General features: G+C 43.6%; 14 protein-coding genes. 10 read left to right on the top strand and 4 right to left on the bottom strand.

Annotated features, from left to right (window positions below; translation table 11 throughout):
• Nucleotides 1-45: 45 nt before the first annotated feature.
• Nucleotides 46-285 carry a PAS factor family protein gene (locus AACR09_RS21300; RefSeq protein WP_004733935.1) on the bottom strand — a complete coding sequence of 80 codons (240 nt, stop codon included), beginning with the start codon at nt 283-285 and terminating at the stop codon, nt 46-48.
• Nucleotides 286-524: 239 nt separating this feature from the next.
• Here AACR09_RS21300 and AACR09_RS21295 point away from each other — a divergent pair, with 239 nt between their 5' ends.
• The 4 genes from AACR09_RS21295 (at nt 525) to AACR09_RS21280 (ending at nt 7,559) form a co-directional block, all read left to right on the top strand.
• Nucleotides 525-1,538 (top strand): DHH family phosphoesterase, encoded by a 1,014-nt coding sequence (locus tag AACR09_RS21295; protein WP_193835658.1) that lies wholly within the window; start codon nt 525-527, stop codon nt 1,536-1,538.
• Between the two features lie 472 nt (nt 1,539-2,010).
• Nucleotides 2,011-4,200 (top strand): immunoglobulin-like domain-containing protein, encoded by a 2,190-nt coding sequence (locus AACR09_RS21290; protein WP_193835657.1) that lies wholly within the window; start codon nt 2,011-2,013, stop codon nt 4,198-4,200.
• A gap of 226 nt (nt 4,201-4,426) precedes the next feature.
• Nucleotides 4,427-5,356 carry a LysR family transcriptional regulator gene (locus AACR09_RS21285; protein WP_193835656.1) on the top strand — a complete coding sequence of 310 codons (930 nt, stop codon included), beginning with the start codon at nt 4,427-4,429 and terminating at the stop codon, nt 5,354-5,356.
• Between the two features lie 172 nt (nt 5,357-5,528).
• Nucleotides 5,529-7,559, top strand: a complete 2,031-nt coding sequence (locus AACR09_RS21280; RefSeq protein ID WP_193835655.1) for a TonB-dependent receptor domain-containing protein — start codon at nt 5,529-5,531, stop codon at nt 7,557-7,559.
• Between the two features lie 132 nt (nt 7,560-7,691).
• Here the strand turns inward: AACR09_RS21280 and AACR09_RS21275 are convergent, their stop codons facing one another.
• The gene (locus tag AACR09_RS21275) at nt 7,692-8,447 is read right to left on the bottom strand and encodes a class I SAM-dependent DNA methyltransferase (protein ID WP_228010801.1); all 756 of its coding nucleotides are present in this window, start codon (nt 8,445-8,447) and stop codon (nt 7,692-7,694) included.
• 266 nt (nt 8,448-8,713) lie between these two features.
• Nucleotides 8,714-10,009 (bottom strand): sensor domain-containing diguanylate cyclase, encoded by a 1,296-nt coding sequence (locus AACR09_RS21270; RefSeq protein ID WP_193835654.1) that lies wholly within the window; start codon nt 10,007-10,009, stop codon nt 8,714-8,716.
• A gap of 274 nt (nt 10,010-10,283) precedes the next feature.
• Between AACR09_RS21270 and AACR09_RS21265 the strand changes: the two genes are divergently transcribed.
• Nucleotides 10,284-10,808: a GNAT family N-acetyltransferase gene (locus tag AACR09_RS21265; protein WP_193835653.1), complete on the top strand. Its 525-nt coding sequence runs from the start codon at nt 10,284-10,286 to the stop codon at nt 10,806-10,808.
• Between the two features lie 392 nt (nt 10,809-11,200).
• On the opposite strand, the gene AACR09_RS21260 is transcribed toward AACR09_RS21265, so the two are convergent.
• The gene (locus tag AACR09_RS21260; protein WP_193835652.1) at nt 11,201-12,919 is read right to left on the bottom strand and encodes a S8 family peptidase; all 1,719 of its coding nucleotides are present in this window, start codon (nt 12,917-12,919) and stop codon (nt 11,201-11,203) included.
• Between the two features lie 504 nt (nt 12,920-13,423).
• Between AACR09_RS21260 and AACR09_RS21255 the strand changes: the two genes are divergently transcribed.
• From AACR09_RS21255 to AACR09_RS21235, 5 genes are all read left to right on the top strand, one after another.
• Nucleotides 13,424-14,020: a LysE/ArgO family amino acid transporter gene (locus tag AACR09_RS21255; protein WP_193835651.1), complete on the top strand. Its 597-nt coding sequence runs from the start codon at nt 13,424-13,426 to the stop codon at nt 14,018-14,020.
• A gap of 201 nt (nt 14,021-14,221) precedes the next feature.
• Nucleotides 14,222-14,878: a glutathione S-transferase family protein gene (locus AACR09_RS21250; protein WP_065681884.1), complete on the top strand. Its 657-nt coding sequence runs from the start codon at nt 14,222-14,224 to the stop codon at nt 14,876-14,878.
• Nucleotides 14,879-15,386: 508 nt separating this feature from the next.
• On the top strand, nt 15,387-15,956 hold the full coding sequence (locus tag AACR09_RS21245) for a porin family protein (protein WP_017085555.1): 570 nt from the start codon (nt 15,387-15,389) through the stop codon (nt 15,954-15,956).
• Nucleotides 15,957-16,169: 213 nt separating this feature from the next.
• Nucleotides 16,170-17,423 (top strand): exonuclease subunit SbcD, encoded by a 1,254-nt coding sequence (sbcD, locus tag AACR09_RS21240; RefSeq protein ID WP_193835650.1) that lies wholly within the window; start codon nt 16,170-16,172, stop codon nt 17,421-17,423.
• Between the two features lie 5 nt (nt 17,424-17,428).
• A partial coding sequence (locus AACR09_RS21235) for an AAA family ATPase (protein ID WP_228010800.1) occupies nt 17,429-18,531 on the top strand: 1,103 nt, incomplete at its 3' end.

Here is an 18,531-nt window from a genome sequence, read left to right as displayed (position 1 = left end):
TCTGAGGGAAGATCTGGGCCGTTATATTACGTATTTTAACGGGAATTACTTATTTCGGCCTTCCAGCACATCCAGTGCCAGTTCAACCGCCTTATCAATATTGTCGCATCCCGCTAACTTACCTGAGCTGATAGGACCAAGCACATTAGCGTATAACGAGAGCTGCTTGTTAAATGGCAGGCTCAACTGCTCATATAAACGCTGGCGAATCTCGGCATGTTGCTCAGGAGCGTGAGCAGCAAGGCTTTTCAAAGTGTCATAAACAAGAGTGGTGGTAGTGTTCATTCGTCTCTTTATCATTAAGTGGGAGGCGCTTATTTTATAATCTTTTCAGGTTCTTTTACTGTGATATAAGTCATACAATATTATTAATGTGTTTATCTTTTGAATCTAATGAGAATAAGGCATTCCAAAATAGACTTAAGTATCTGTGAAATATAACTAAAATAATGACAGACTATCGAATAAAAGAACGTATTGGCGCGTTTCTGGCAAACGGTTAAATCTATAGGAAGAGGAACAACATGCACTACGACGTATTCAACGGAGACGCAGATGGCATAATCGCGTTGTTACAGCTGCGATTAAGTGAGCCACGAGAGAACGTGCTCATTACAGGTGTAAAGCGTGATATTAAGTTGGTTTCTCAAGTTGTTACTCAAATTATGGATCCGGGTAAGCAAGGTGACATTTCTTCCGTTACCGTTTTAGATGTGTCGATGGAGAAAAACTTATCTGCATTACACTCACTGCTAGACGCCAACATCAATGTATTTTATTGCGATCATCATCGAACTGGTGAGGTACCTGACTCTAGCTATTTGGATACTCTGATCGATACCGCGCCAGAGAGCTGCACGAGCTTGCTGATTAACCAGAAGCTGAATGGTGCGCATGTGGCTTGGGCAATCGCGGCTGCTTTTGGTGATAACCTAAAAACAGTGGCCGCGCGGCTAGCGGATGAAAATGGATTCAATCAATCTCAAACCGAGTTTTTAGAAGAGCTAGGTACCTTGGTTAACTACAATGGTTACGGTTCTTCATTAAGCGATTTGCATTTCACGCCAATTGAGCTCTACCAAACCCTTTATCAATACCCGAACCCATTTGATCTTTTAGATGATAAAAACTCTGTGTTTTATCGACTACGAGCTGCTTATCAAAATGATCGCCAACAGCTATCAAACCTTGCTCCTGTTTATGAAAGTGAAGTCGCACGCGTGTTTGAACTGCCAGGTGAGACGTGGGCAAGGCGTATCAGTGGTGTATTTGGTAATGAAATCGTTAATCAAGATCCAAACCGAGCGCAAGCAGTATTAACGAAAAACCAAGATGGCGAGTCTTACACGGTGAGCTTACGGGCGCCATTATCAAACAGAACGGGTGCAGACGAAATTTGCTCAAGCTTTGAAACGGGTGGAGGAAGAAAAGCAGCGGCTGGTATTAATCAACTTAATGAACTTGATAAGGTGAATTTTATTTCACTATTGGATGCATATTATTCATCTGGTGCTGAGGGTCAACTGAAAAATTCCTGAGGTATACATCCAAAATTCCACAAATTTTCACTCCTATATTCCGTTATACGTGTGTATCTCTAGCACATGTATGACGGCTATATCCAAGCTATTTTAGTGATGTCACTCGCAATGGTATCTGGTCTGGGGTCAGTAATTACGGTGTGTTTGGATAGATTTTTGTCGATTTACAGTTCGTTTTTTCCTATTGGTGATTTTTTATATTTTCGGTTAATTATCTATGTGAATTAAGGTTTATTAAATATTTGCATGGTCAATGTGTTCGGACGAAAATAACAGCTTTTAGCATTTCAATTTGAATGAAAAGTCAAAATCATATTGATTCTGATATTCAATCTGTGACTTAAAATCACAAGTTAAATCAAAGGTCATCTTTTCCTATAAATTCCATTACTTCTCTATAAATATTCATGATTACAATGAATTGGTTCGGTTGTGATTGGCACAGCTGTTAAGTAAGGAAGTGGGACTAATGTTGAAACGTAAAGCTCTACAATTAGCTGTATCGGTCGGCATGGCCGCAATGTCTGGCGCTGTTTATGCGAATGGTTCAGATATGACGAATCCAGATTCTGGTGTCGTGGTCGGTTATTGGCACAACTGGTGTGACGGTGGCGGCTACCAAGGTGGTAATGCGCCTTGTGTGACGCTGGATGAAGTAAACCCAATGTATAACATCGTGAATGTGTCATTTATGAAGGTTTACGATGTGGCTGATGGTCGAATCCCAACTTTTAAACTGGACCCAACCATTGGGCTTTCAGAAGAACAATTTATTGACCAAATCTCTGAGCTCAACAAGCAAGGTCGCTCTGTACTGTTGGCTTTGGGTGGTGCTGATGCACACGTAGAGCTTGAAACGGGTGATGAAAGAGCCTTTGCTGATGAGATAATCCGCCTTACTGAGCGTTACGGTTTCGATGGCCTAGACATCGACCTTGAACAAGCAGCAGTAACCGCAGCAAACAACCAAACGGTTATTCCTGACGCACTTAAGCTAGTAAAAGATCACTACCGTGCCGAAGGGAAAAACTTCCTTATTACTATGGCGCCTGAGTTCCCGTATCTAACAACAGGCGGCAAGTACGTACCTTATATCGATAATCTAGAAGGCTACTACGACTGGATTAACCCACAGTTCTACAACCAAGGTGGCGACGGTATCTGGGTTGACGGTGTGGGCTGGATTGCTCAAAACAACGATGCATTAAAAGAAGAATTCATCTACTACATCTCTGATTCGCTTATCAACGGAACGCGTGGCTTCCACAAGATCCCTCATGACAAGCTGGTGTTTGGTATTCCTTCAAGTATCGATGCTGCAGCGACGGGCTTTGTGCAAGACCCTCAAGATTTATACGACGCGTTCGAGACCTTAACGACTCAAGGCCAACCCCTGCGTGGTGTAATGACTTGGTCTATCAACTGGGACATGGGCACTAACAAAAACGGTCAACAATACAACGAGCAGTTTATTAAAGACTACGGCCCGTTTGTACACGGTCAAGTGACGCCACCTCCAGTAGAGGGTGAGCCCGTTCTTAAAGGTGTCGAAAATACGCGTGTTCTTCACGGCACAACGTTTGATCCTATGGAAGGCGTAACAGCAACCGATAAAGAAGATGGCGATCTAACATCTTCTGTCGATGTTGAAGGTTACGTGGAAACTAGTGTGATTGGCACTTACGTTCTAACTTACCGAGTGAAAGACAGCGATAACAACGAAACCACTAAAGCGAGAACGGTAGAGGTTTACAGCCAGAAGCCAGTATTTAATGGTGTGTCTGACACAACTGTTGTGTTGGGAACTGCATTTGATGCTATGGCAGGCGTAACGGCGAATGATGCTGAAGATGGCGACCTTACAAGTACCATCACACACACTGGCAGTGTTGATGTGAATGAAATCGGCAACTACACGCTTGTGTATAGCGTAACAGATAGCGCGAACCAAACTGTAACCGCTGACCGTAAAGTGTCTGTGACGGATGGTTCTAACTGTGCTGCTGCATGGGATGCCGACACCGTTTATGTTGAAGGTGACCAAGTATCTCACGACGGTTCAACGTGGGGAGCGGGTTGGTACACTCGTGGCGAAGAGCCAGGAACAACAGGTGAGTGGGGCGTTTGGAGAAAAGTTTCAGACTCTTCATGTGGTGGTAACCCAGATCCGGGCGATGACTTAGAGCTTGCAGTTTCAGGCCTTCAGTCAGAATATGCGCCAGATAACGGCAATGTTCGTTTAGACCTAACACTGACATCAAATGAAGCGTTAGATGTTACCGCTATGGTGATCAACAGTGCAGGTACTGTGGTTGAGCAAACTCAGGTTAACGTAACGGACAGCCGTGCTATTACCATCGACTTGTACGATGTAGCGGAAGGGCAATATGCACTTGAGGTTGTCGGTAAAGCATCTGACGGTGAAATGGTGATGGTAAATGATTCGTTCGCTGTTAAAGACGGTGGCGGAACGACTCCTCCTCCAGGTGATTACCCTCCGTATGAAGCGGGCACAAACTACGCAGCGGGTGACATTGTGGTCGGCAGCGATAATGGTCTGTACGAATGTAAACCTTGGCCGTACACGGCATGGTGTGCAAGCGCGTCTTACGCACCAGCAGAAAGCCAATACTGGCAAGATGCTTGGACAAAGCTGTAGTCTGATAGCTCAACGCTAGCAACATAAAGTAGACGATCAAAGAGAGGCCATTGTGCCTCTCTTTTTAATTGTCTCCTTCTGATTTAGAGCTTCAAACCTTTCCTAACCTCAAACTCGGTTCTGCATTTTGCTTCAGATCAAAATAAGAGTGATTATCAATTGTATTAATGAGATGGTAGATGCACTATGCGCACACTGAATTTTCTCTGTTGTGAATATTTGCATAATGAATCTTGCCCAAGTCGACCTAAACCTACTCGTTATTCTTAAACACCTTCTTGAAGAGAAGCACGTTTCCAACACGGCGTTGGCGCTGGATATGAGCCAACCTACGGTGAGCCGATCTCTACAAAAACTTCGTACTGTGTTCAACGATGATTTGCTGGTGCGTGCTGCCTATGGCTATGAATTGACCCCGAAAGCAGAGGTCATCAAGCAAGACCTCAACTCTGTGCTTACGCGCCTTGAAAAACTGGTTCACGGAGACGTGTTTGAACCACAAACGAGTGATAGTACGGTTCGTTTTTTTGGTTTGGTTCCTCAGGTTTCACACCTTTTGCCTAAAGTAGTTGCACAAATTCGCCAGCAAGCGCCGAATATGGTTGTCGATATCGACTCGATTCCTAAACGACACTTTGAGCCCCTGTTATCCGGTGATGCGCATTTTGTGTTGTCGACGCATGAGCCATTAAGTTCTGAACAAAACCTGTATCGAATGTTCGTAATCAGTCGCGATTATCGGTTATTAATGAGCAAAGACCATCTTCTGGCGGACAAAGAGATCACCGTTGATGACTTGTTGAATAGCCAACTTGGTCAAATCTCACTGCAAGGGGATAAGAAGCTCTCGATCGAAAATCGATTTAAAGATCTTGGTTTGATTGATAAGCAGCGCCAACTATCGATCCCAATTCAGTTGTCCAACTTCAATATTGCTGCGGATATTGCGGAGACGACCGACATTATTTTTCACTTGCCGACACCATTTGCGACACAAGCTGCCAATCAACGAGATTTAATTTGTAAACGCGTTCCCAAAGCGATCAGAAGCCCATCAGAAGATGTTTATCTCTATTGGCATAAACGTTTCCATAATGACCCTATGTGTCGTTGGGTTCGTGATTTATTTAAAGAGATATACACCCAATCTATCTAAGTGGTGAATGCTATTGAGGTGATGCTATTAAAATGAATATGTATTGGTTTCATTATTTGAAAGTTGAATAACGAGAATCAATTTTTGGTATGAAACTTTCGTTGATAAGAGTGGTAACTGGTTGTTTAATGCAAACCATTATCATTACCAATCACATATAAGAATGAATATCATGTCTGAGAGATCTCTTTTGATTCGCAAACCTCTTTTGGTTCGTAAACCCCTTTCGATCGCAGTCGCTGTTATTTGTACCTCACTTTCGGCTAACGTGTTGGCGCAAGAAGAAGCGCAAGCAACAGATGAGCAAATGGTTGTTACGGCAACTCGTACTGAAATGGCACTAAAACAAGCACCGGCTTCAATGTCAGTGATCACCGCTCAAGACATTGAAGACAGTCCTGGTATTACTTTGGCTGACATCGTTGCAGAATCAACGAGTGTTGAGTCTGATTTTGATAGCACACGTGCTGGCCGTCAGATGATCTCTATTCGTGGTATGGATTCAGATTACACGCTTATCATGGTGAATGGCCGTCGTCTAAGCTCGGCGAGTGCCATCATCCGAGGTAACGACTTCGACCTATCGACCATTCCTGCTGATTCAATTGAACGTGTTGAAATCATCCGTGGCCCAATGTCTGCACTTTATGGTTCAGATGGCATGGGTGGCACAATCAACATCATCACCAAGGCTCCTGAAAATGATTGGAGCTCTACGTTAAGCATGGACACTTCATCTCCGTTAGACGGTGATGGTGGAGAAGAGTACTCGATGGGCTTCACAACATCGGGAGCGTTAATTGAAGACGAGTTGTTTGCTCGCCTATCTGTTAACCAAACTAGCCGTGATGCTTGGCAACCCTATTCTGGTAATGGTCGAGAAGACATTACAGCTTTAGAAGAACGCGATACTTTGAGTTTGTTAGCAAGCCTCACGTGGCACGCGACAGACAATCAAACAGTCGATTTCGATTTTGGCTACAGTGATGACAAACGAGATGGACTAGCGGAACACGCTACTGGTGTAAACCCAGTCGATACTAAAGTTGTTCGTAACAGCCAAGCGATCACGCACAGCGGTTTTTGGAGTTGGGGTGACACGCAAGTTCGCTACTCACGCGAAAATGTGACTGACAACGACGCTGCGGATTCTGATACTAACTACAGCAGTGACGTAGAAGAGTTAACTCAAATAGCAGAAGCATCAGCGACGACTTATCTTGGTGATAATCATACCGTAACGTTTGGTATGGACTATCAGTTGAGCGAATTAACCAACAAAGAAAACTTGGTCAATGGCACATCAGAAGCGTATCAAGGAGCGTTATTTGTTCAAGACCAATGGCTGATGACTGAACAACTAACAGCAACCATCGGTGGTCGTTTAGATAAGCACGAATTGTACGGTGAAGAGTTCAGTCCTCGTGTGTATTTGGTGCACCAAACAACGAATGACCTGATCATTAAGGGTGGCGTGGGTAAAGCATTTAAAGCACCAACATTGACTCAAAACCAAGCCGACTACACAGTTAACAGTTGTAAAGGTGCTTGTGATTTATATGGCAATGAAGACCTGAAGCCTGAAACGAGCTGGAACTATGAGATTGCAGCGATATACAGCCAACCTCGTTGGAACGTTGAAGGTGCCTTGTTCCGCAATGAAATCAACGACCTTATTGATCGTGATGAAACCTACTGCGATAACGGCGGAATGTTTGAATCGGGTAAAGGGTGTGCCGATAGTTCTAGCTCAACTGGCTATGTGAAAGGCAAACGTACTTATACCAATGTGTCTGAGGCTGTGGTTCAAGGTGCTGAGCTTACTGGCCAATTCCAAATAACGGATGAATGGGGCGTATCTGGTAACTACACGTTCTTAGACACTGAAGATAAGTCTACTGGTGAAGCACTGCTTGAGCGTTACAAGCACTCGGGTTTAGTTAAACTGAACTGGAGCCCAACTTACGACCTGAACACCTTTGTTAGTGCGCGTTACCGAGGTGAGCGTAATATCGAAACTGATTTGACTCAAGAAGCCTACACTACGCTAAATATTGGTGGGGTATACAACATTAATGATTCGGTTAGAGTACGCGCAGGCATTACTAACTTGACTGACGAAGCGGTATCACAAGAGCTAGAGAGCATGGGTTATGTTGAAGAGCCACGTACTTACTACGTAGGTATGACAGCGGACTTCTAATTTAGAGTTCAGTAACCGATAGCTTGATACAAAAGAACCCACACTGGCTGGATGCTCGATAAAGAGTACGGCGAGTGTGGGTTCTTTTTTGTCTGTGTTTGAATCTGGCTAATTCGTTTTGTATCGACTGACCTAGATTTTTACACAAGCGATCAGAGCATTACCTGATTTGGTATCCCAAGGCAGCAGTTTGTCATAATCGTGCTCGAAGATATTAACCTCGAAGTAGGGCTTCAATATCTCGATTAGCTCTTTAAACGAGAATGCCACCATCGGGTGTTCATCATTCCACACTTGAGTTTCACCAGCAGTCGTTTTTTCGATACTGAGTTTTAACGCCTGCTTGTCACCCTTGCCAGAGTAATACCAGCCTGAGCTGAACGTGAAATCATCTTGTTCAAGATTGGTGGTGTGTCGAACAAAAAGATCATTGCTGATCTTGTCTTTATCCACCACATTAAAACAGAAAATTCCCTCTGATTTTAAAGCGCGATGTACGCTCTCAACACATTCTTTTAGCTTCTCGAAACCATCGTTGTAATGGATTGAGTATAAGAAGCAGGTGATCAAATCCAGAGGTTCCGCCACTTCAAAACTGCTCATGTTTTGCTCTGAGAAATTGGCTTCGGGGCAGCGAACCTGAGCGATATCTAGCATTGGCGCGTTGAGATCGAGTCCATTGCTTTGGTAACCAAAATCGATAAAGTGACGAACGTGTGGACCAGTGCCACAAGCTAAGTCGAGGTGCGTCTTTCCACCATTTCCGAAAATTTGATGTAGCCTACGTACGCAGTTACTTTGCGCTTGATAGTCAATATCAACACACATTAAATCGTAGTAACCGGATAGGTCGGTATAAAGTGCGTTGGAAGAAATAGTAGCTGACATATTGGCGGACATAAGTGCCTACAGCGTTAGCTGATATAATGAGGGTGGCGCATCATATACCGAAATGTCGAAATCGCAATCAAATATTCGATCAAGTTATGTGCTTTAATTCTCAGTGGCTGTACCTTAATTATGTGCGGCTGTGCTCAATTTCTACGGTTAGCCGACTCATTTAACGTTAGCTTAAAAGGCGTTTGATTATGAAGGAGAACTGGTGGGTTATGCAGGAGAGCCAGAGGAACATGAAGGTGAACAGGGAACTGCGATCAAGCTAGTGCTTCATCGCAAACCACATCATCGTTGATCGAGACTTGATTTTTACCATTCGCTTTCGCACGATATAGTGCATCATCGGTAACACGAATAAGTGTATCAATGGTGTTGGCAGAGTGGAGCAAGCACTGGTTGGTAACGCCAATACTCACGCTCGTTGTAAAAGCGCGGCGATTAATACCAAAGAAGGTATGTTGATTGAAGGTGTGGCAGATTCGTTCGCTGATGATTTTGGTATGGGCCGATTTCGCTTTTGGAATGAACACAATAAACTCCTCGCCACCCCAACGTCCAACTACGCCACCTAACAACTCAATGTGAGCTTTAATGGTGTCTGCTAAGTGCCTAATCACCGTATCACCCACGGTGTGCCCAAATCGATCGTTAATCGATTTGAAGTCATCAATATCAATCAACAGACATGACATCTCCATATGCTGATTAACCGGCTTCTTGAGCCAATCGTAAATAGCACGACGATTGAACACATGCGTTAAGTCATCATGCATCGCTCGATGCAGCAACTCCCTTTCTAGTAATACTTTATCGGTGACTTCTTCAAGGATCACTTGTATCGCGTCTTCACCTTCCCAGTTAATCACGTTGTCATAGAGGTTGAAGTATTTGTGGGTGCCATCAAAGCATTGGTTAGATACCACTGAACTAAAGTTGGGTGTATTGCCATTGAGAATGTTCTCGCAGCGTCTGATGGCCGTTGAACGCTGATCTTCAGGTACGATGGATAGGATAGAGTCCATCGCAAGCACTTGCTCTATTGAGTCTGCACCTTGTTGTTCTACCCATGCTTGGTTGACCATTAAAGGTTTGAAGTTTCTATGGATCAGGATCCCTTGTTTCGATGTATTAAGTAGCTTGCGATACATGCGATCCGTTTCGTTACGTTTGCGCTGAGCTTCGACTACGGATGTGATGTCGATGATAGTGACTTGGAGGGCGGGTTTACTATTGAGTTCAATAATGTGTGATAGGCAAAAGATAGAGATGTTGCGGCCATTGGCTGGAATATCGGTGTACAACTTTCCTTTTTTTAGTTTGCCTTTTATGGCCTCTAAGTAACGTTTCTTGGCTAGCTCTTGGTAACTGTCAGGAACTAACGCATAAACAAATTCAACGTTCAATAACAGCTCTTCACGGGTTCGGTAACCAAAGATCTGAGCGACTTCGTTGTCGACATCAATAATTCGGTGATTTTGCAGTGTCATGCGTCCTTGCGCGGAATCGAAGTTCTGGCAGGGTGTCGTGGTGGTTAAATCTAATTGAATGCTCATATCGACCTGGCTACTTATTCGTTAAATTGAAACAGGTGTTGTTCCTCGGTGTAGTGACCACGCAGGCATTGTGGAACACTTTTATGAAGAGACTAGATAAGAAAAATATGCTATCTAGGTAAGGTCAGTATGGCATTTATAATTTCATGATTAATCAGTAATTTTACTGATTCAAACCGAGTTCTTGAAAAGGAAACAATCAGGAAAGCAGGCCAGTAAATAAAGCCAAATCACTCAAGCTAAATAAGCGAACTAAACAAGGAGAGTTGAGGTAATGAAACCAGAAATAAAAGCACAGGATTCAATGGGAAACGGAACAGCATTGGAAAGCAGCACATCAATAGAAATTAAGCATGATGACTTGTCGGGTGGGGAAGTCATTGAATTACTTGAAGAACACCTTGCCGATATGTATGCTACGTCACCAGCTGAAAGCGTTCATGCATTGGATCTTGATGGACTTAAGTCGCCAGAAATTACCTTTTTCAGCGCTTGGAAAGACAGCCAACTGCTCGGGTGTGTTGCGATTAAAGAGCTTGATGCACAACATGCTGAACTGAAATCAATGAGAACCTCACAGTTTGCTCGAAAGTCAGGTGTTGCGAGCCAACTGTTACAGCATGTAATAGACACAGCAACCGTTCGCCAGTATCAAACAATCAGTTTAGAGACCGGCTCAGAAGACTACTTTAAGGCCGCGCGTAACCTGTATGAAAAGTTTGGCTTTGGATACTGCGAACCCTTTGCAGATTACGAGTTAGATCCTTACAGTCAGTTTATGAGTATCGAACTGCGCTAGTACAAGCTCAAAAGTGAATGAGTTAAAAGATAAAAAAGAGGTTCTCGGCGTCATTCCAGAACCGAGGGCCGAGGTATGTGGAATCTCTGACCGCAAAGAGAGATTCCCTATCACACTCGTTCCTCACTGTAGGGAATTACGGGCGGGGTGTATCTCTACGTAGAAAGTGACACGGTTGTAGTTCCTCGCTGTTAAGAGTGAGGTGGTTGTAGCGCCTCACAGTAGGAAGTGACGTGCAAAACATTGACTTGATTCCCCAGCGTCATTCCAGAACTGAGGGATGAGGTATGTGGAATCTCTAATCTAAAAGAGAGATTCCCTATAACGCTCGCCCCTCGCTTTAGGGAATGACGAATATCCGGTATCAATGACTAACGATAATGGATAAAGCGTTAGCGTGTTTCTAGTTCTGCAAATATCGCTTCGGCATCCACAACGCTGCCTGAGATAGAAAGGGTGCTGAACGGAACCAAATCTTCTGGGCTTGATGGCTTTTTAACAAGCAGCTCTGGGTAGATTTTTGATTCACCCATTAACATCGCCTTTAGCTCTTTTACCGATAAATCAGGATAGCGCGACCACACCAACGCAGCGACGCCAGAAACGACAGGCGCAGCCATACTTGTGCCACTTTTCGAACCGTAAGTATTCCCCGGTGTGGTTGACAAAATTCGATATCCTGGTGCAAATACATCAACCGATTTCTGACCGAAGTTACTGAAGCTTGCGACCAAGGTTTCGTCTGCGTATTTCGCTGATGCGCCCACATCTAACCACGTTGAAATAGGCTTCGAGCGATAGTGCTTAGCGTAACGGTTTGGAAAGCTTGGTTTGATGTCGTTATCGTTGCGGCTGTTACCTGCAGAGTGAACGATCAACACGCCTTTACGAGCGGCATAGCGGAATGCATGGTCGACAATGTATTTGCGTGGTGAGTAGCTTTTTCCGAAGCTCATGTTAATGATCTTCGCACCATTATCGACGGCGTAACGCACCGCATTGGCAATATCTTTGTCTCGCTCATCGCCATTTGGCACCATGCGTACTGCCATGATTTGAGCATGATCTGCCACACCATCAATACCCACTGAGTTGTTACGCTCAGCAGCGATGATTCCAGCAACGTGTGTGCCGTGTGAGCCTACAGGGCCTTTCACATCGTTGTTGCCGTAGCCTTTTTCCCAAGGGTTAGAAATGTCATCCCAAACAATATCGCCACGCGTATCGAGCTCTAGGTTAAGGTGAAAATCTAGAGAGTCTTGATAGCGGCTACGACGTGATTCTAGATATTCGAATGAATACCATGAATCAAATACGCTCAAAAGCCCTTCAGCTGCTGTAACAATGCTCGGATTTTCGATATTCAATAGCGGTTGCAATCCGTTTACCGTGAAGTCTTTGTGATCGGTGAGTTCAAGGATTTCTGCTTTGTACTCATTGGCTTGCTCAGTTGCTGTTGTTACACGATTCAATGCATCTTGGTCATCTTTTAGAGACGACAAGTAATCAGATTCAACACCTTTATAGTACTTGCGTTTCTTACGCGGAATCCAATGTCCATTTTCTTTTAACTCGAGGTACTTTTTGTATTCTCTGGTAACCTCTAGTGTGTCTTGATCAACGTTAATACCTAACGAGTTACCCAGAAAGTTCCAGCCGTGGACATCATCGATGTACCCATTGCCGTCATCATCAATGCCGTTGCCTGGGATCTCGCCTTCATTGGTCCAAAGTTTGTTTTTTAGGTCTTCATGTTCAACATCGACACCCGAATCAAGAACGGCAACGATAACTGGCTGTGGCATAAGAGGGGGCATTAGGTAGTCATACACAATATCTGAACCCACGCCCTGAAGTCTTGTGTAGCTCGCCGATAAGTTAAACCAATCGCCGCGCTGTTCATCGGCGTTACTCATCATTCTCATAGAGAAGAACGAAGGTTGAATGGTTTCTCGTGAGTAATCCTCAACAATCGTGCCTTTTACATCTTGAATAAAAGGAGGGTTGATAGGTTGTGGCTCTGGGCTACTTTCGTTCAGAGTCGTAGCTGATACGTGGGTTGAAGCCATAATAGCTAGGGCTATAGTGGTAAGTCTTTGTCCGTGATTCATCTGTGGTGCATCCTTATCATTGTGCGACTAAATAGTTGTGCGACTAGCGCTGACTTCTTCGAAACGAAGTGTAAAAAACACGCAGTAAGTCAGTTGAGTGAGAGGGAAATGCCCGCTCAAAACGCAGTTAAAAGGTAATATGCAATCAGACTTGTATCATTCGCTTGGTCAATGAAATGGTAGGAAGATCTCACTGTGATCGATTTTTAATTCTTAAACTTTGAGCTAAATTCTATTAATAAAAGCAACATTTATAAAATATAGTTTGGAATTAAAGGTGTTTAAAATCAATTGATTGGATTGTTAATTATTGTATCTGAGAGTAGGTTGACTCGTTTCGGTTAGAGTCGAAGTGTGCGTCTGCTCCTCGTGCTTTTGTTACTCTAATGGCCAAAAATACACGAAAAGTGTCATTGATGAACAACAGAGTCACTTGTTAACAATCTGATTAATTGGCAGTATTGTGTCAATTATTACCGTCACTACTTTTACAGACCTTTTTCCATGACGACTTATTTTGCTGGTTTTTCCCTTGGGCTTTCGCTGATTCTTGCAATCGGTTCTCAAAATGCATTTGTTTTAAAGCAAGGGCTTAAGAATCAACACGTATTGGCAGTTTGTGCTGTATGTGCCATTTCTGATGCCTTACTAATTAGCTTCGGCGTTACAGGCTTTGGCGCAATCGTTAAACAGTTCCCACAAATTGAGCAGCTCGCTCGTTATGGCGGCGCTATCTTTTTGGGTGTCTACTCATTCTTAAGCTTCCGTTCAGCATTTACTGAAACACACGCCTTAGAAGCCACTGCTGAAACCAAAGACTCGTTAACCAAAGCGATTGCGATGTGTTTGGCGTTTACTTGGCTTAATCCGCATGTGTATTTGGATACTGTGGTATTGCTGGGTTCTATCTCAACGCAATATCAACCTAATCAAATGTTGTTTGGCGCTGGTGCAGTATCGGCGTCGTTTGTGTTCTTCTTTTCACTTGGATATGGCGCACGCTTCTTGGCTCCAATGTTTAAGAACCCGAAAGCGTGGAAGGTGTTGGAATTTGTCGTTGGCATGATCATGGCGTCTATTGCAATATCTTTGATCGTTTAGCCGCTCGTAATTAGGCATTCAAACATATTATCTAAAGTTCCTACCGAAAGTTCCTACCGAAAGTGACGACTTAAAGTGACTGCCTTTAATTATCTCCGCATTTAATTATTTCCAAAAAAATAGAATTATTTTTCGTCTTTCGGTTTTGGCGTTCGTCTTAGGGGTACAAATACAAATTAATGACCTAATTCGGAGTCAACCATGATTAAACTTGTTAGCTTTAAAAACTGCCCATTCGTTCAACGTGTAATGGGTGCTTTAGTAATGAAAAATGTCCCATTTGAAATTGAATACATTGAGCTAAATAATAAACCTCAATGGTTCCTAGATATTTCGCCAAACGGACAAGTGCCAGTATTGATTACAGAAAATGACACAGTTCTGTTTGAGTCAGATGCAATTGTTGAATACTTAGACGATAAATATTCGCCGATAGAAGAGGTGTCTGCAGAGCAAAAAGCACTAGATCGCGCTTGGTCTTATCAGGCAAGCAAACATTACATGCCGCAATGTGGAACGATGGGCAGTAAAGACAAAGAAACCTTTGAGACACGTTTAGCGAATCTTCAAAAATCCTTCCAAAAGGCCGAGAACAAGCTGGGTGACAGCGACTTCTTCAAAGGCGATTACATCTCTAACGTCGACATCGCTTGGCTACCACTGTTGCACCGAGCGTCAGTAATTAAAGAGGGCTCTGGTTTTGATATGCTTGAAGGCTTCCCGAAAGTACAGAAGTGGCAAGTGGCGCTGATTGAATCTGGCTTGACCGATAAAACCGTTCCTGCGGACTTTATTGAGAAGTTCAGCGGCTTTTATTTAACGAATAACTATTTGGCTAGTCTCGCTGAAGCTCGTTAATAATATGAATTAAATTGAAATATATTTTAATAGCAGGCTGTTCTAAATAAATACCCTCCCAAAATTAAACTCATTCTTCTCTTTATATCTTTTATTGGAAAAAGAGAGGAGCAGGATGGGTTTTTATGTTTAGGCGTGAAGATTCAGGTTGTTTTTGAGAACGAGTAACAATTTAGTTAGTACGGTAACAGTATGATTATAATGAACTTAATATTGATAATGCTCAGGTTTACTATCAGGTTTATACGTATTTTAGTACTCGTTACTTCTCAGGAAATATATCTGTCTCATAAATAAGACTGAACTAAATATCTATGATTGTTCGTTTGGTGACCTAAAAATCTTGTGGTACTTTCTCATCCGCCCCGTAAATGAACAGTGTTTTATTATTCATTAGGGGCTGGTTATTTAATTTATTTTAAACAGTAACGCAACAGGCGGAATAGTGTCGGAAACTATTGGCTGTTGGTCAACGTTGCTGTAGGACAGACAAAAAAAGGGTATTTTCATGCTTAAATCATCATTTCTATTGGGCCTAGTTGGCTTAGTTTCACTTCCTACATTTGCTGCTGGTATCGAGGGTGGTCCATACATTGGCGCTGGCCTTGGCGTGTATCAAGACTCAGACACTGATGGCGCAGGTAATTTAGATGCTGAAAGCATGGGGTACAGCCTTTACGGTGGTTACCAATTTAACCGCATTGTTGGTATCGAACTTGGTTACACAGATTATGCTGATTACGAAAAATTTGGCACTAAAGTACTTTCACCAACATCTTTCTCTGTTGCGGCAAATTTGGGTTACACGTTTGATAATTCAATTCGTCCGTTTGTAACCGCAGGCCTGAGCTACGTTGATCTAAACTCTAAGGGCTCTAGTTACATTGATGATGATTCTGGTGCAGGCTTTCATTTTGGTATAGGTGTTGAATATACGCCAGTAGAAAACCTAACCTTACGTTTAATCTCGCAAGCAGATGCAGTAAATATCGAATTCTTCGGCCCTAATGGTAATAGACTGGCAAGTCGTGATGTCGCATTTAGCACAGTAACACTGGGTGCTTCATACAATTTTTAATGACCTCTGTAAAATAACTTACAGTTAATGTCATGGACATCTATAACCGCTCTAACGTTGAGCGGTTTTTTTATGTCAAAAATAACGATTGGTCACGCTGTGGGCGGAGTTGGTCCAAAGCCTGAAATTAGTTGGTTTTCACAAGCTTATAAAAGGGAATTATCTCTACTATTTTGGTAGATTAAAGGTATTACCGACTTCCAGTGAGCAGCAATGAAGATTCTTCACACGTCCGATTGGCACCTTGGCCAAAACTTCTACAATAAAAGCCGTAAGAATGAACATAAACGGTTTTTACAATGGTTACTTGAGCAAGTTACAGAGCACGACATCGACGCGATCATTGTTGCTGGCGACATTTTCGATACCAGCACACCGCCGAGTTACGCTCGTGAGATGTATAACAAGTTTGTGGTCGATTCGAACAAGATCGGCTGCCAATTGGTGTTATTAGGTGGAAATCACGATTCAGTCTCTGTGCTTAAAGAGACACAACAGCTGCTCAAATACATGGGTGCAGACGTGATTCCTAATACCAATGAAGATCATGCGACTCAGGTTGTCGAACTAAAAGGCAAGAACGGCGATGTAGAAGCGCTGGTTTGTGCCATTCCTTTTATTCGCCCTCGTGATGTGTTGACCAGCCAGGCGGGCGTCACAGGCGTTGAGCGTCAGAAGCAACTTGGTGATGCGATTAAACAGCACTACCAAAGTGTTTATGATGCCGCTGTAGAAAAGCGTGCGACGTTTGAAAACAGCGAGCACATGCCGATTATCGCTACGGGTCATTTAACGGCGATGGGGGTTCAACAATCGGATTCGGTACGCGACATCTATGTTGGCAACCTTGATGGTTTTGCCGCTGATGGCTTCCCAGACGCAGACTATATTGCACTTGGTCATATCCACCGTCCACAAGTGGTGGCAAAGCGTGAATACATTCGTTACTGCGGCTCACCAATCCCATTAAGCTTTGATGAACTTAAATCTCAAAAGCAGGTATGTGTGGTTGAGTTTGTTGAGGGCGAGCGCACCATTTCTCAATTGCCAGTTCCAACGTTCCAACCCCTAGCTGAAATCAAAGGCGACTTGAGCGAGATCGAATCTCAATTGAATCAATATATAGGCTTAGATAGCGACCAAAGCGTGTGGTTATCGATAGAAGTGCAAGCACAAGATTACTTGTCGGATCTTCAAGAACGTATGCGCGCACTAACCGAAGGTTTGAATGTGGAAGTGCTGCAACTGCGCCGCGCAAGAGAACGCCGTAACCAAGCTTTAGAGCAAGAGTCGGCAGAAACACTGTCAGAATTGAGCCCGATGGACGTGTTTACGAAGCGTATTGCCTTAGAAGAATTTGAAACCGATTCTGAAAAAGCGCGTTTAGAGCGCATGACGGTGAAGTTTAAACAAGTGATGGTTGAAGTGTCTGAGAGCGCTCAAGCGCCAAACAAAGTAGAAGAGTAACCAGTATGAAGATTTTAAGCCTAGAATTTGAAAACCTGAACTCTTTGAAAGGGCGTTGGAAGCTCGATTTTACCCAATCACCGTTTGCGGAAAATGGCCTGTTCGCGATTACTGGCCCAACAGGGGCAGGTAAAACCACCATTCTTGATGCGATTTGTTTGGCATTGTTCCACCGCACACCGCGTTTAAAGAGCATCGCTAAAGGCAACAACGAATTAATGACGCGTGGCACGGGTGAGTGTTTTGCTGAGCTGGAGTTTGAAGTGCAGGGCAAAACGTACCGCTCGAACTTCCATCAAAAGCGTGCTCGCGGAAAACACGATGGCGCATTACAAACGCCAACGTGTGAGTTTGCTGATGCGGACACCGACAAAGTTTTAGAAACTATGTTGACCAAGAAAACCAAGTTGGTGGAGCAGGTAACAGGTCTCGATTTCTCACGCTTCACTAAATCCATCATGTTGTCTCAGGGTGAGTTTGCGGCGTTCTTAAATGCTAATGCTAACGACCGTGCCGAGCTACTTGAAGAGCTGACGGGTACAGAAGTCTATAGCCTGATCTCTGAGCGCATCTACGATCATTTCAAGTCGAGTGAAGAGTCGCTTAATCACCTTAAAGCGAAAGCAGAAGGTGTGAGCTTACTGTCTGAAGAGCAAATCAAAGAGCTAACCGCAGAACGAGAAACGCTAGAAGCCGAGCAGAAGCGTTTAGCCGAGCAATTAAAAGAGTGGCAAGCGCATCTTAGCTGGTGGAAAGACGTGACTAAAGCTGAGCAAACTATCGCGACCAGTGAGCACGATCTTAAAACAGCTCAAGATAAACTAGGCCGTAACCAACCATCACTAGAGCGTTTGGCATACAGTGAACCGGCTGAAAAGCTGCGCCCAATGCACAAAGATTTAAAGCGTTGCGAACTAGAGGTGAACACTACTCAAGCTCATTTAGATAACAGCACTAAGTTACTTGCCGTTCGTGATGCAGAGAAGCAAGACGCGCAAACAAAACTGACGCAAAGCAGTGCGATTGTCGAACAGGTAAAAACCGAGCAACAAGATCAAGAGAAGATCATCGATCTTGTCCGTCCGCTCGATAACCAAATTGCAGTACT

The organism is Vibrio sp. OPT20, from assembly GCF_963889365.1.
Lineage (GTDB): Bacteria > Pseudomonadota > Gammaproteobacteria > Enterobacterales > Vibrionaceae > Vibrio > Vibrio splendidus.
This window is presented reverse-complemented; position numbering and strand designations above follow the sequence as displayed.

Coding starts and splice junctions, on each gene's coding strand:
- AACR09_RS21300 (WP_004733935.1), bottom strand. CDS start 285: ATGAACACTACCACCACTCTTGTTTATGACACTTTGAAAAGCCTTGCT.
- AACR09_RS21295 (WP_193835658.1), top strand. CDS start 525: ATGCACTACGACGTATTCAACGGAGACGCAGATGGCATAATCGCGTTG.
- AACR09_RS21290 (WP_193835657.1), top strand. CDS start 2,011: ATGTTGAAACGTAAAGCTCTACAATTAGCTGTATCGGTCGGCATGGCC.
- AACR09_RS21285 (WP_193835656.1), top strand. CDS start 4,427: ATGAATCTTGCCCAAGTCGACCTAAACCTACTCGTTATTCTTAAACAC.
- AACR09_RS21280 (WP_193835655.1), top strand. CDS start 5,529: ATGTCTGAGAGATCTCTTTTGATTCGCAAACCTCTTTTGGTTCGTAAA.
- AACR09_RS21275 (WP_228010801.1), bottom strand. CDS start 8,447: ATGTCAGCTACTATTTCTTCCAACGCACTTTATACCGACCTATCCGGT.
- AACR09_RS21270 (WP_193835654.1), bottom strand. CDS start 10,009: ATGAGCATTCAATTAGATTTAACCACCACGACACCCTGCCAGAACTTC.
- AACR09_RS21265 (WP_193835653.1), top strand. CDS start 10,284: ATGAAACCAGAAATAAAAGCACAGGATTCAATGGGAAACGGAACAGCA.
- AACR09_RS21260 (WP_193835652.1), bottom strand. CDS start 12,919: ATGAATCACGGACAAAGACTTACCACTATAGCCCTAGCTATTATGGCT.
- AACR09_RS21255 (WP_193835651.1), top strand. CDS start 13,424: ATGACGACTTATTTTGCTGGTTTTTCCCTTGGGCTTTCGCTGATTCTT.
- AACR09_RS21250 (WP_065681884.1), top strand. CDS start 14,222: ATGATTAAACTTGTTAGCTTTAAAAACTGCCCATTCGTTCAACGTGTA.
- AACR09_RS21245 (WP_017085555.1), top strand. CDS start 15,387: ATGCTTAAATCATCATTTCTATTGGGCCTAGTTGGCTTAGTTTCACTT.
- sbcD (WP_193835650.1), top strand. CDS start 16,170: ATGAAGATTCTTCACACGTCCGATTGGCACCTTGGCCAAAACTTCTAC.